This window comes from Nitratireductor indicus C115, assembly GCF_000300515.1.
GTDB lineage: Bacteria > Pseudomonadota > Alphaproteobacteria > Rhizobiales > Rhizobiaceae > Nitratireductor > Nitratireductor indicus.
The window spans coordinates 130,104-143,115 of record NZ_AMSI01000003.1; the positions used below are offsets into that span (position 1 = coordinate 130,104).

At 61.7% G+C, this 13,012-nt stretch carries 10 protein-coding genes and 1 pseudogene; 6 read left to right on the forward strand and 5 right to left on the reverse strand.

The annotated features are described in order from the left end of the window. Positions 1-300: 300 nt before the first annotated feature. A complete protein-coding gene (metF, locus tag NA8A_RS05340) occupies positions 301-1,224 on the reverse strand; it encodes a methylenetetrahydrofolate reductase [NAD(P)H] (protein WP_009449614.1) in 924 nt (307 codons plus the stop codon). Further along, a complete protein-coding gene (locus NA8A_RS05345; protein WP_009449615.1) occupies positions 1,224-2,255 on the reverse strand; it encodes an ArsR/SmtB family transcription factor in 1,032 nt (343 codons plus the stop codon). Before NA8A_RS05345 ends, metF begins: the two co-directional genes overlap by 1 nt. Positions 2,256-2,370: 115 nt before the next feature. On the opposite strand from NA8A_RS05345, the gene NA8A_RS05350 reads away from it, so the two are divergent. Beyond that, positions 2,371-2,709 (forward strand): DUF2293 domain-containing protein, encoded by a 339-nt coding sequence (locus NA8A_RS05350; RefSeq protein ID WP_009449616.1) that lies wholly within the window; start codon positions 2,371-2,373, stop codon positions 2,707-2,709. A gap of 17 nt (positions 2,710-2,726) precedes the next feature. Here the strand turns inward: NA8A_RS05350 and NA8A_RS05355 are convergent, their stop codons facing one another. Continuing rightward, a complete protein-coding gene (locus tag NA8A_RS05355; RefSeq protein ID WP_040671926.1) occupies positions 2,727-3,848 on the reverse strand; it encodes a beta-ketoacyl-ACP synthase III in 1,122 nt (373 codons plus the stop codon). Positions 3,849-4,133: 285 nt separating this feature from the next. Next, on the reverse strand, positions 4,134-5,783 hold the full coding sequence (gene ettA / locus NA8A_RS05360; protein WP_009449618.1) for an energy-dependent translational throttle protein EttA: 1,650 nt from the start codon (positions 5,781-5,783) through the stop codon (positions 4,134-4,136). Between the two features lie 168 nt (positions 5,784-5,951). Here ettA and NA8A_RS05365 point away from each other — a divergent pair, with 168 nt between their 5' ends. The 5 genes and pseudogenes from NA8A_RS05365 (at position 5,952) to NA8A_RS05385 (ending at position 11,917) form a co-directional block, all read left to right on the forward strand. After that, positions 5,952-6,908, forward strand: a complete 957-nt coding sequence (locus NA8A_RS05365; RefSeq protein ID WP_009449619.1) for an alpha/beta hydrolase — start codon at positions 5,952-5,954, stop codon at positions 6,906-6,908. 79 nt (positions 6,909-6,987) lie between these two features. Further along, positions 6,988-8,163: a CaiB/BaiF CoA transferase family protein gene (locus NA8A_RS05370; protein ID WP_009449620.1), complete on the forward strand. Its 1,176-nt coding sequence runs from the start codon at positions 6,988-6,990 to the stop codon at positions 8,161-8,163. After that, on the forward strand, positions 8,160-9,809 hold the full coding sequence (locus NA8A_RS05375) for a thiamine pyrophosphate-binding protein (RefSeq protein WP_009449621.1): 1,650 nt from the start codon (positions 8,160-8,162) through the stop codon (positions 9,807-9,809). Before NA8A_RS05370 ends, NA8A_RS05375 begins: the two co-directional genes overlap by 4 nt. Before the next feature lie 129 nt (positions 9,810-9,938). Further along, positions 9,939-10,301: an SHOCT domain-containing protein gene (locus NA8A_RS05380; protein ID WP_009449622.1), complete on the forward strand. Its 363-nt coding sequence runs from the start codon at positions 9,939-9,941 to the stop codon at positions 10,299-10,301. Positions 10,302-10,557: 256 nt separating this feature from the next. After that, positions 10,558-11,917: pseudogene (locus NA8A_RS05385) on the forward strand (Nramp family divalent metal transporter). Between the two features lie 11 nt (positions 11,918-11,928). Here NA8A_RS05385 and paaE read toward each other — a convergent pair. After that, positions 11,929-13,008, reverse strand: a complete 1,080-nt coding sequence (gene paaE / locus NA8A_RS05390) for a 1,2-phenylacetyl-CoA epoxidase subunit PaaE (RefSeq protein WP_009449625.1) — start codon at positions 13,006-13,008, stop codon at positions 11,929-11,931. Positions 13,009-13,012 lie beyond the last annotated feature (4 nt).

Sequence of the window (13,012 nt, forward strand, 5' to 3'; positions counted from 1 at the left end):
CAGCGCAGCAAAAAATCCGCTTTGCGGCGGCCCCGCCCTGCCATAGAATCCACAGTGTTAAAGCAGAGGAGGCTTTGCCATGGGACTGACACGGCCTGTCAATGCAGTGATGATTTGCGCAGCATTTGTTTTCATCGGCGCCCTCATCATGGGCGTCCTGCCATAGGCCACAGCAGCCGTGCCACCGAGCAAGGCAGCCAAGCGCCATTTGTTACATCGTAAAACAGTTCGGGCCATATCCGAACGAAAAAGGGCCGGAGAAAATCCGGCCCTTTTTACATTTAATCGTTGGGAACTCGTTCAAGCCGCCGCCGGCTGGTTTGCCACAGCGTCGCCCCCGCGCGGGCGCAGGCCGATCATGTGCGAGATCGCATAGGGCAGTTCGGCCCTGTTCATCGTATAGAAATGGAAATCGTCGACACCGCGCTCAATCAGGTCGAGAACCTGTTCCGCCGCGACAGCAGAGGCGACGAGCGCGTGGATTTCAGGCTCGTTCTCGAGCCCCTCGAAACGCTCGGCAAACCACGCCGGCACCCGCGCCCCGCAACGCCCCGCAAAATTGGCGACCTGCGTGAAATTATGCACGGGCAGGATGCCCGGCACGATCGGGATATAGATGCCCGCACGGCGCACGCGTTCCACATAGCGCTCATACACGTCGTTATCGAAGAAGAACTGAGTGATGGCGCGCGTTGCGCCATTATCGACCTTGCGCTTCAGCATATCGATATCGGTCGCGAAATCCGGGCTCTCCGGGTGCTTTTCCGGATAGGCCGAAACGGAGATATCGAAATCCCCCTGCCGGCGCATGGCGCCAACCAGCTCCGCGCCATTGGCATAACCGCCCGGATAAGGTTGATAGGCCTCGCCCAGCCCCGCGCTGGGGTCGCCGCGCAGCGCCACGAAGCGGGAAACGCCCATGTCCACAAATTCAGCGATCACCTGATCCACTTCCTCTCGCGTCGCATCGACACAGGTCATGTGCGCCACAGGTGTCAGCGCGGTTTCATCGAGAATGCGCTTCACCGTGCGCGCAGTGCGCTCGCGTGTGGAACCGCCTGCGCCATAGGTCACTGAAACGAAGGCCGGTGAGAGCGGCGCAAGCCGCGTCACGGTTTCCCAGAGCCTTGCCTCCATCGCATCAGTCTTCGGCGGGAAGAACTCGAACGAAACCCGGAGCTTGCCAGCCGTATCCGGTTGGCGGGAAAAACGCGATTGCGGCATCAAGCCGTCTCCTTCTGGGTATTTGGCTGGGTGTCTGCCGCAAGATCGGCCCCGGCCAGCAATATGCGCCGATCACGAGCGAGCCAGAGCTTGACCGTAAGGCCCTTCCCGGCATCGCCCTGAGGCGCGAATTCAAGGGTATTTTCAAGATCGAGTTCCGCCTCCTCCAGCCATTCCCCAATCTGGCTGTCGGCAATGCCAAGGCGCATATGGGCATGCTCCTCACGCAGGAATTCCAGTTCATGCGGCGCGAAATCGACAACCGCCAGCCGCCCACCCGGCCGCAACAGCCGCGCAGCCTCACGGATCGCGACGCCCGGCCGGTCAAGATAATGCAGCACCTGATGAATGGTCACCAGATCATGCGCGTCGCGCTCCACGGGCGGAGCGGTGATGTCACCGAGGCGCACCTGCGCATGGGTAACCCCTGAACGGTCGAGATTGGCCCGCGCCACCGCGAGCATTTCCCGCGAAAGATCGATACCTATGGCGCGCTGGTAGAGCGGTGCGAAAATCTCCAGAAGCCGCCCCGTGCCCGTGCCCAGGTCCACCATGGACTGAAACGGTCTGTCGCCGACAAGCTTGCGAAGCCCTTCCTCCACGGCCTTGTCCGGCACATGCAGTGAGCGGATTTCATCCCAGCTTGCTGCGTTGAGGGAGAAATATTCCGCGGCCCGTTCCTCGCGGCGGTGCTTGATGGCCGCCAGCCGCTCGAAATCCCGGTCGATCACCGGATCGGCCCGGTCGAGCCGCGCCACGACACCATCCACGAATTCCCGCGCCGCATCAGCATCCGAAAGCCGGAAATAGGCCCACGACCCTTCCTGATAGCGCGCGATCAGATCGGCTTCGAGAAGAAGCTTGAGATGGCGCGAAACACGCGGCTGCGACTGGCTCAGAATCTCGGTCAGGTCCGTCACCGTCAGGTCGCCCTGCGCAAGCAGCACGAGAATGCGCAGCCGGCTCGTCTCGGCCACCGCCTTCAAAGTATCGACCATATGGTCGAGATGAATTGCCGGGCGCGTCAGCATGCGCAGCATCTCCTAGCAGATATAAAGATATGTTTATATCGTTCAGACTTGCTTGGCAAGGCTCCACACGCCACTGTGCAAGACAGTCTCCCAAGGGATCGAAAGGCCACAAGAATTGACGAGACGTGCATCCACGGCCAGACACCGCGCTGTCGACAAGGCGCTGACGCTTCTGGCGCCGCTGACGCCCTATTCCGACGCCGAAGCGATCCGCGCGCTTGCCGACGACCGGAAGCTGCGCACCCTTCCCGCGACCATCGCGGTATGGATTGCGACGGTTTCCCATGTCCGCCATGAGCACACCGAATATGACGAACTGCTGGATGAGGGCTATGATCGCGACGCGGCCCGGCATTTTGTGGTGGACCGGATCAACGAGGTGCTGACCCGCTGGCGCGCCACGCGCCTTCTAGACCCCGAGGAAGAATCGCTCGAAAACAATCTGGATTCCTGACCGCCGGACCGTGCGCCCTACATCATGCGCATCAGCGCGCCGCCGATGGAATAGCCCGCCCCGAAAGCGCACAACAGCCCATGCTCGCCGGGCTTCATGTCCTCATGATTTTCCTTGAGCGCGATGATCGCACCCGCTGCGGCTGTGTTGCCGAGCCTGTCGAGCACCATGGGAGCGCGGTCGTGTCCTACTTCGGCTCCGAAAGCGAGCTTCAGGATCATCGCGTTCATGCGGGCATTGGCCTGATGCAGCCAGAAGCGGCGCATGGTCTCGGGCGTATGCCCGTGCTCGGCCAGGAAATCGACGATAAACTGATGCCCGGCAATGGTCACGTCCTTGAAGACCTTGTTGCCGTTTTGCTTGATGAGGTTGCCCTCGATCTCCATGTAGGACGGGTCTTCCTGCGCAACCCGGCTCAAGAACCCGAAATTGGTGCGGATATTGTTGGAAAACTGTGTCCAGGAACCGGTATCGACAATCTCGAAACGTCCCGGGCGCTCCTCGGATGCCCCGAGCGCTTCAATGAGCACGGCAACCGAAGCATCGCCGAAGATGAAATGCGTCTGCCGGTCCCGGAAATTGAGATGCGCCGTGATGAGTTCCGGTGTCACCACCAGCACACGCCGGTGCGCGCCGGCGCGCACCAGATTGGCGGCGACATGCAATCCCGCAAGCGCCGAGGAACAGCCAAGCCCCATATCGAACCCGGCGCCAACAGCACCAATGGCTTTCTGGATTTCGATTGCGATGGCCGGATAAGGCCTCTGATGATGCGCCGAAGCACAAATGACGAGGTCGACGTCACGGGCCGAAACGCCGGCGTGATCGAGCGCTTTCTTTGCCGCCGCAACGCCGAACTCCGCCATGACGGAAAGGTCGTCATCGGCTCTTGCAGGAATTCTCGGAGCCATGCGTGAAGGATCGAGAATCCCCTCGCGCTCATAAACATGCCGCCGTTTGATGCCGGAGGCATGTTCGATAAAGCCCGCATCGGACTTTGCAAGAGCCGGCAGACCCTTTTCCGCCCGCTTCGGATTCTCCGCATCCACCCAGCTGTTGAAGCTCTCGACAAGCTCTTCATTGGAGATGGAGGCTTCGGGAATTTCCACACCGATCCCGCTCACGCAGACCCGTGTCATCGCATTGGAACCCCTGAGATTGAAATTCCGGTTCGCGATTTCGGAAGCACCCTGCTCGCTGGTACGCCGTAGCATGATCCCTGCCCGTGTTTGCCCTCAATGCGGATTTACGCCAGGGGGAGACAGAGTCAAGGTGACACAGGCTCCCCGCTCATCACGGCCTGAGACTAGCCGTAACACCCTAAGAGAATGCCAATGGGGCGGAATGGAGGCGCAAAGGAAAAGGCCGATCTTCCCCAACGCCTTGCAACGCGGGGAAAAACGGCCCTTTCGGAAGTGTCCTGGTCAGCGCGTCAGGCGCTTGTAGGTGACCCGCTTCGGGTTCACGCTGTCGGGGCCGAGACGGCGAATTTTATCCTGCTCGTAGTCCTCGAAATTACCCTCGAACCATTCCACATGGCTGTCGCCCTCGAAGGCGAGGATATGCGTCGCCAGACGGTCGAGGAACATGCGGTCATGCGAGATGATGACGGCACAGCCGGCAAAATTCTCCAGCGCATCTTCCAGCGCCGCCAGCGTCTCGGTGTCGAGATCGTTGGTCGGTTCGTCGAGCAGGAGAACATTGCCGCCCTCCTTCAGGAGCTTGGCCATGTGCACACGGTTGCGCTGACCGCCCGAAAGCGATCCCACCTTCTGCTGCTGGTCTCCGCCCTTGAAGTTGAAGGAGGAGCAATAGGCGCGACTGTTCATCTCGTGCTTGCCGAGCTTGATGACGTCGTTGCCGCCCGAAATCTCTTCCCAGACGGTCTTGTCGGGATCGAGCGCATCGCGGCTCTGATCGACATAGGAAAGCTTCACCGTGTCGCCGACGCGGATCGCGCCTGAATCGGGCTGTTCCTTCCCCGTCAGCATGCGGAAAAGCGTGGTCTTGCCCGCGCCGTTGGGACCGATGACGCCGACTATGCCGCCGGGCGGTAGCTTGAAGTCGAGACCGTCGATCAGAAGCCGGTCGCCAAACCCCTTGTTCAGCCCCTCGGCCTCGATCACCACCGAGCCCAGGCGCTCACTGGAAGGAATGACGATCTGGCCATCGCCCGGGCGCCGGTCCCCGGCAGCACGCACCAACTCGTCATAGGCGCGGATACGTGCCTTGGACTTGGCCTGGCGTGCCTTGGGGCTTGCCGCGATCCACTCGCGCTCGCGCGCCAGCGCCTTCTCGCGGGCGGCTTCCTCGCGCCCTTCCTGCGCCATGCGCTTGGCCTTGGCTTCCAGATAGGCCGTGTAATTGCCCTCGTAGGGAATGCCGCGGCCACGGTCGAGCTCGAGAATCCAGCCCGTGACATTGTCCAGGAAATAGCGATCGTGGGTGATGATCAGCACCGCGCCCGGATATTCGCGCAGATGCTTTTCGAGCCAGGCCGTCGTCTCGGCGTCGAGATGGTTGGTCGGCTCGTCGAGGAGGAGCAGGTCCGGCTGGCGCAGCAAGAGCTGGCAGAGCGCCACACGGCGCTTTTCGCCGCCCGACAGATTGTCGATGGTGGTCTCGCCCGGCGGGCAGCGCAGCGCCTCCATGGCCATTTCTACCTGGGAATCGAGATCCCACAGGTTCTGGCTGTCGATCTGGTCCTGAAGCTGCGATGCCTCATCCGCGGTCTCGTCGGAATAATTCATCATCAGCTCGTTGTAGCGGTCGAGCACCGCCTTCTTGGCGGCGACACCTTCCATCACGTTACCGAGCACGTTGAGCGCGGGATCGAGCTCAGGTTCCTGCGGCAGGTATCCGCAGGTCGCGCCCTCGGCAAGCCATGCTTCGCCGGTGAACTCCTTGTCGAGCCCCGCCATGATCTTCAGGACGGTCGACTTACCGGCGCCGTTGGGGCCGAGAATGCCGATCTTCGCGTCCGGGTAGAAGGAGAGATGGACGTTCTCCAAAACCTTCTTGGCACCGAAACTCTTGTTGAGGCCGGACATGTGATAGATGAATTGGCGTGCCATTTGGCTCGTCGCGCTCCGTATCAGGTCGAATCGGGATCAGGTCTGAGTGGCGTCGTGGCGAATTGGGGACCCGACGCGCCCGCGTATGTAGGCCAAAGAGAGCAGCGGGGCAATGCATGCCAGTAGAGGATGCCAATGGGCATAGCAGGAGGGGATGGTGGAGGCTCGATGACGTTCGACGGTGAAATGCGGCTGACCAGTCCGAGCGGCGCCGATCTGAGGCTCCTCAGGAAAACGGCTCAGGGCCCCGCGCGGGCGATCGTGCAGGTCAACCACGGGCTTTCCGAACATGCCGGGCGTTACGCCCGGCTTTCGACTTTTCTCTCCGCACACGGTTTCCACGTTCTCGCCCACGATCACCGCGGCCATGGCGGTACGAAGGCTCAGGGCGCTCCCCTCGGCCATTTCGGCCCGGGTGCAAATGCAGACACTATCCTTGCCGATGTCGGAGCTGTGCATGATCACATCGCAAGCATTTGGCCCGGCCTTCCCGTTTTCGTGTTCGGTCACTCCATGGGCGGCATGATCGCCCTCACCTATGCATTGCGCCATTCACGCCGCATTGCCGGAGTGGCCTCCTGGAATGCGCCCTTCGCCACACGCCTGGAAGCCCTCGCCGGCAAGGCTGTTCTCGCGGTCGAGCGTTTCCGGCTTGGCTCTGACGTTCCCTCCCGCCTTGTTCCCAGGCTTACTTTCGGAAGCTGGGCACGCGCATTTCCGCAGCGCCGTACGGAATTCGACTGGCTGTCGCGCGTCCCCGAGGAAGTGGACCGCTATGTCCGGGATCCGCTTTGCGGGTTCGATGTGTCCATCGGCGTCTGGACTGTGCTCTTCGAGCTCAGCCTGATCGCCGCCAGCCGCAACGAATACAATGCAGCCCGCAAGGATCTGCCCCTGCATCTGGTTGGCGGCGGGGCCGACCCGTCGACCGGCGGCGGCAGAATCGTGCAGCGCACTGCCGATATTCTGAAGCGAAACGGCTTTGGCGATGTCACGATCAGGCTTTATCCGCTGGCCCGCCATGAAACCCTGAACGAACCCGAAGCCGATGAGGCCATGCGCGACCTTCTGAGCTGGATCGAAGGAAACTTGGATCGAAAAAATCATCAATTGATGCGGAAATAATGCAGTCTCCTCGTCTGGTCGCCCCAAGGGAGCTTTGCTACTCAGGAAGCGCATTTCTTCAGAAGGGCCGTGGAGGATCATGGCAAACCCACCCTTGAAAGGCGTTCGCGTCATCGAACTCGCGCGCATTCTCGCAGGCCCCTGGGCGGGCCAGCTTCTTACCGACCTCGGCGCCGATGTCATCAAGGTGGAAAATCCCAATGGCGGCGATGATACCCGCAAATGGGGTCCCCCCTTTGTGATGGGCGAGGATGGCGAAAACCTTTCCGCCGCCTATTATCACGCCTGCAACCGGGGAAAGCGCTCCGTAGCGCTGGATTTCTCCAACCCTGAGGATACCGCAAAGCTCAGGAAGCTGATTGCCACGGCCGACGTGGTCATCGAGAATTTCAAGCTGGACGGGTTGAAAAAATACGGCCTCGATTACGAGAGCCTGAAGGCAATCAATCCGCGTCTCGTCTATTGTTCCATCACAGGCTTCGGCCAGACCGGCCCCTATGCGCCGCGCGCCGGCTATGATTTCATCATCCAGGGCATGTCGGGCCTGATGTCGATTACCGGTGCACCGGGTGGCGAGCCACAGAAGGTCGGCGTCGCGGTCAGCGACATCTTCACCGGGCTCTATTCGGTGATCTCCATTCAGGCCGCGCTGCGCCATGCCGAGGCCACCGGCGAAGGCCAGCATATCGACATGGCGCTGTTCGACGCGCAGATCTCGGTGCTCGCCAACCAGAACCTCAACTATCTCGTTTCGGGCAATTCGCCGGTGCAGATGGGCAATGCCCACATGAACATCGCACCCTATGAGGTGCTGCCGGTGCGCGATGGCCACATCATCCTCGCGGTCGGCAATGATGGCCAGTTCCAGCGCTTTTGCACCATTGTCGGGCTGGACGAGTTGCCCGGCGATGCGCGCTTCGCTACCAATCCGGCACGTGTTGAAAACCGCGTCGCGCTGCGGGAAGCGGTCGTGGCGAGGCTTGCCGAATGGGACAAGGCCCCGCTTCTGGAAAAGCTCGATGCGAACGCCGTCCCCGCGAGCCCGATAAACACCATCGGAGAAATGTTCGACGATCCGCAGACCATCGCACGCGGCATGCGCATGGAACTGGACGATGGGCACGGCAACATGCTGCCCTCGGTCCGTGCTCCCATGCTGATGTCGGCGACACCACCGGTCTACGGAAGACCGAGCCCGAGGCTCGGCGAACATACGGCGGAAATCCTGAGCGAAATCGGAGAAGGCGAAGAATGAAAACCGGCGGCCAGCTCATTGTCGATTGCCTTGAGGCCAATGGCGTCGACCGCGTCTTCAGCGTTCCCGGCGAAAGCTATCTCGCCGTCCTTGATGCGCTTCACGATTCCAACATCCGCAACATCGTATGCCGCCAGGAAGGCGGCGCGGCCATGATGGCCGATTGTCACGGACGGCTCACCGGCAAACCCGGCATCTGTTTCGTAACGCGCGGCCCCGGTGCCACCAATGCCTCGCCCGGCATCCACATTGCCATGCAGGATTCGATCCCGATGATCCTTTTCATCGGACAGATCGCAAGTCATGCGCGCGAACGCGAGGCCTTTCAGGAAGTCGATTACCGCGCCTTCTTCGGCCCAATCGCCAAATGGGCGACCGAGATCGAGGATGCGAGCCGCATACCCGAAATCCTCACCCGCGCCTTTTCCGTTGCCACGTCGGGGCGCCCCGGCCCCGTTGTCATCGCGCTTCCCGAGGACATGCTGACGAGTGTGGTGGAAGCCCCGGAAGCGCAAGCCTGGACCCCGGTCGAGACGGAACCGGGCGCTGCCCAGATGGACGAGCTTGCCGCTCTCCTGAAAAGCGCCGAGCGCCCCTTTGTCATCCTGGGCGGAACGCGCTGGGATGAAGCCTCGGTCACCGCCATCCAGAAGGCGGCGGAAGCCTGGGCGCTGCCCGTCGGCTGCTCCTTCCGGCGACAGATGCTCTTCGATCACCTGCACCCATCCTATGCCGGCGATGTGGGCATCGGCCCCAACCCGAAGCTCGCGGCCGCGATCAAGGGTGCCGATCTGGTTCTACTCGTCGGCGGCCGTTTCGGCGAAATGCCGTCCTCCGACTACACGCTTCTGAAAAGCCCCTATCCGGACCAGAAGCTCGTTCATGTCCATTCTGATGCCGGCGAACTTGGTCGCGTATACCGCCCCACCCTTGCCATCAACGCCTCCAGCGCAGCCTTCGCCAAGGCCTTCGCATCGCTGCCGGCGGCCAGCAACAAGCCTTGGGCGGATGAGACCAGGCAACTCCACCAGTCTTATCTCGACTGGTCGACACCGCCCGAAAAGGGACCCGGCGCCGTGCAGATGGGGCCGATCATGGCCTATCTGGAAAAGATGTTGCCCGAAGACGCGATCCTGACGAATGGCGCAGGCAATTACGCCACATGGGTTCACCGCTTCCATCGCTTCCGCCGCTTCGCAACGCAGGGCGCGCCGACGTCCGGTTCCATGGGCTATGGCACGCCAGCCGCAGTTGCGGCCAAGGCGCTGTTTCCCGAGCGGGAGGTGATCGCCTTTGCGGGCGACGGCTGCTTCATGATGAACGGTCAGGAGTTCGCCACCGCCGTTCAGGAGAACCTGCCGATCATCGTGATCGTGGTCAACAACGGCATTTTCGGCACGATCCGCATGCATCAGGAGCGCGAATATCCCGGCCGGGTTTCAGGCACAGATATCCGCAATCCCGACTTCGCCGCCCTCGCCCTTGCCTATGGCGGCCATGGCGAACGTGTGGAAGCGACCGCCGAATTCGCCCCGGCCTTCGAGCGAGCCCGCGCCAGCGGCAAGCCCGCCCTGATCGAGATCCGGCTCGACCCCGAAGCGATCACGCCCACCCGTACCCTGACCGACATTCGCGAAAAACGGTAGGAATTCCGCCGCATCCGCCTCCCCTCCATCCTCGCTGCCGGGTCTTGATCCGTATCAAGGCCCGCAGGTAGCGATCGGCGCATTCTTCCTCTCCTTCAGGCGATCCAGCCATCATGAAAGGAGACTGCCATGATTTCGTGTTTGCAGCTTGTTTCGCGTGCGCTTGCACTACTGGCGTTGCTGTTGTCTGGCGTTACGACTGCCCTCGCCCAATCGGGTCCGGCTGACCGATATTACCACGGTCCCGGCATGATGTGGGACGGCGGTTATGGCAGCGGGTTCGGGATGATTTTCGGCCTGCTCTTCATGCTCATCCTGCTTGCCGCCCTTGTGGTGGCCGTCGTTCTTGTCCTGCGGGCCCTCGGCCTTTTCGGAGCACCGGCCTCAACAGACAATAACGACAAGGCTCTCGACATTCTCAAGGAGCGGTTTGCCCGCGGCGAGATCGACGCCGAGGAATTCGACCAGCGCAAGCGCCTTCTGTCGAACTGACAATTCCAGCCGGGCGCGGACGATCCGGCACATCGGGCTGCGAGAGGCGGGCTCAACCGCCCGCCGCCTGCGCCCGCAATAACGTCGTCGCGCCGCATCGGCTTTCGATCCCCATATGAAGCCGTAGAGCCAGCGCCGTCCCCGTTTCCGTTCTGTCAGCTCCGGGCGCCCCTTGCACAAGCGCGCGCAATGCATTATCGCTTTTGAAATTCATTTGCATTAAAGAGCAACCGTGCTCGATCACGTTTCATCAAAGATTTCCTCGGACAAGTCTCCGGAAGGCGGCTGGCGCAACAGTCGCGGCGATGCTGCGCTTTCGGATGTCCACCGTTCCATCCAGATTCGCCCATCGGCCAGCCGCATTCGCCGCTTCGCCGCCTTTGTCGGCCCCGGCTACATGGTGGCGGTGGGCTATATGGACCCCGGCAACTGGGCGACATCCATCGCCGGTGGCTCGAAGTTCGGATATGCGCTGCTTGTCGTGGCGCTCGTGTCCAACCTGATGGCGGTGATCCTGCAAGCACTCTGCGCGCCGGCTTGCGATCGCCAGCGGCCGCGACCTCGCGCAGGCTTGCCGCGACGCCTATCCCCGCTGGACGGCCTATCCGCTATGGCTTCTTGCCGAAACCGCGATCATTGCGACCGATATCGCCGAGGTGGTCGGCACGGCCATCGGCCTCAATCTGATCTTCGGCCTGCCGCTTGAGATCGGTGTCGTCGTGACTGCGCTCGACGTGTTCCTGATCCTCTACCTGCAGCGCATTGGCTTCCGCTATCTGGAAGCCATGGTTATGGCGTTGCTGGCTGTCATCACCTTGTGCTTTGCCGTCCAGATCGGCCTTGCCGATCCGCAATGGGGTGCCGTGATCCGCGGCTTCGCGCCGACGACCGACATCGTCACCGATCCGGACATGCTGTATCTCGCGCTTGGCATTCTCGGCGCGACCGTCATGCCGCACAATCTCTATCTGCACTCGGCCATCGTCCAGACCCGGGCCTGGGGTTCGAGCGACGCAGAGAAACGCGAAGCATTGCGCTTCGCGACACTGGATTCGACGCTGGCGCTCATGTTCGCCCTGCTTATCAATGCGTCGATCCTCATTCTTGCGGCCGCCGTATTTCATTCCACTGGTCGCACCGACGTGACCGACATCGCCGAAGCCCATACACTTCTCGAGCCGCTTCTCGGTTCCGCCCTCGCCCCCATCCTGTTTGGCATTGCGCTTTTGTGCAGTGGCCTGAATTCGACCGTTACCGCGACACTGGCAGGCCAGGCGGTGATGGAGGGCTTCATCAACATGCGCATCAAGCCCTGGCTGCGTCGGCTGGTGACGCGAGCCATCGCCATCGTTCCGGCAGCGATCGCCACCATTTATTATGGCGCAAGCGGCACCGGGCGCCTTTTGATCCTGACCCAGGTGGTGCTCAGCCTTCAACTCTCCTTCGCGGTGATTCCGCTGGTGCAGTTCACCGCCGACCGGCGCAAGATGGGAAGCTTGCGTGCCCCCTTATGGCTCATCACAACGGCCGCGCTGATCGCGGCCATCATCGTCGCGCTGAACGTGAAGCTCGTCATCGATTTCGTCTCGTCCGGCTTCGATATCGGCGTGCTTTAAACGATCGGCCTTCAGGCCGCGTCGAAATCGAGCACCAGCTTCTGCGATGTAGGCCGGGTTTGGCAAGCAAGGGTGAAACCCGCCTCCACTTCCCAGGGTTCCAGTGAGAAATTAACGGCCATCTCCGAACCGCCCTCCACGACCCGGCAACGGCAGGTGCAGCACATACCGCCAGCGCATGAGTAAGGCAGGTCGATACCCGCTTTGTGGGCGGCGTCCAGAACCGTGTTGTCCGCATCCTGCATGGAGAAGCTGCGGCGCACTCCATCGACCACCACTTCCACGGCAACACCTTCCTCAACGGCTTCGCGCGCCGCCTGCGAGGCTTTGCGCGGGGCCGGCGCCTCGCCCGAAGGCGTGAAGCGTTCAAAACGAATGCGGTCACGCTCGACGCCCATCTCCTGAAGAACGCCGGAAACGGCCTCGATCATCTCACCTGGACCGCACAGGAACACGCCATCCATCTCCGCCGGTTCGATGAGCCCGCCACCGGCGAGTTCGCGAACCCGCCCGGCATCGATACGCCCGTTGAAAAGCGCAACATCCTGCGCCTCGCGCGACAAGAGATGAATGAGCGTGAAACGCCCCATATAGCGGTCCTTGAGGTCATTCAGTTCTTCAAGGAACATGATCGTCTCGGTCGAACGATTGCCATAGACCAGCGTAATTGTGCTGTCCGGTTCATGCGCCAGAACCGTCCGCGCAATGGAAAGCATCGGCGTAATGCCCGAGCCCGCCGCAAAAAGCAGATAGTCGTGCCGCTCGCCCTTCAGCGCCGTGAAGCGGCCCTGCGGCGGCATCACGCGGATCGTATCCCCGACACTCAGAACATCGTTCACGAAGGAGGAAAAGCGTCCGTCGGCGACCTTCTTCACACCGACGCGGAGAAACGGATCGCCGGGTGCGGAACAGATGGAATAGGAACGACGCGCCTCCTGCCCGTCGATCTCGGCCGACAGCGTCAGATACTGCCCGGGCGTAAAAGCGAAGGCCTCCGCGAAATCCGCGGGCACTTCGAAGGCAATCGCCACGGCTTCCGGCGTCTGCCGTTCGATAGAAGCCACTTTCAGGTCGTGAAAACGCGGTGCCATCCTC

What these genes read in the sequence shown, in the direction of transcription:
- metF (WP_009449614.1), bottom strand. Translation starts at nt 1,224, where the DNA reads ATGCCGCAATCGCGTTTTTCCCGCCAACCGGATACGGCTGGCAAGCTC.
- NA8A_RS05375 (WP_009449621.1), top strand. Translation starts at nt 8,160, where the DNA reads ATGAAAACCGGCGGCCAGCTCATTGTCGATTGCCTTGAGGCCAATGGC.
- NA8A_RS05380 (WP_009449622.1), top strand. Translation starts at nt 9,939, where the DNA reads ATGATTTCGTGTTTGCAGCTTGTTTCGCGTGCGCTTGCACTACTGGCG.
- NA8A_RS05345 (WP_009449615.1), bottom strand. Translation starts at nt 2,255, where the DNA reads ATGCTGACGCGCCCGGCAATTCATCTCGACCATATGGTCGATACTTTG.
- paaE (WP_009449625.1), bottom strand. Translation starts at nt 13,008, where the DNA reads ATGGCACCGCGTTTTCACGACCTGAAAGTGGCTTCTATCGAACGGCAG.
- NA8A_RS05365 (WP_009449619.1), top strand. Translation starts at nt 5,952, where the DNA reads ATGACGTTCGACGGTGAAATGCGGCTGACCAGTCCGAGCGGCGCCGAT.
- NA8A_RS05370 (WP_009449620.1), top strand. Translation starts at nt 6,988, where the DNA reads ATGGCAAACCCACCCTTGAAAGGCGTTCGCGTCATCGAACTCGCGCGC.
- NA8A_RS05355 (WP_040671926.1), bottom strand. Translation starts at nt 3,848, where the DNA reads ATGACACGGGTCTGCGTGAGCGGGATCGGTGTGGAAATTCCCGAAGCC.
- ettA (WP_009449618.1), bottom strand. Translation starts at nt 5,783, where the DNA reads ATGGCACGCCAATTCATCTATCACATGTCCGGCCTCAACAAGAGTTTC.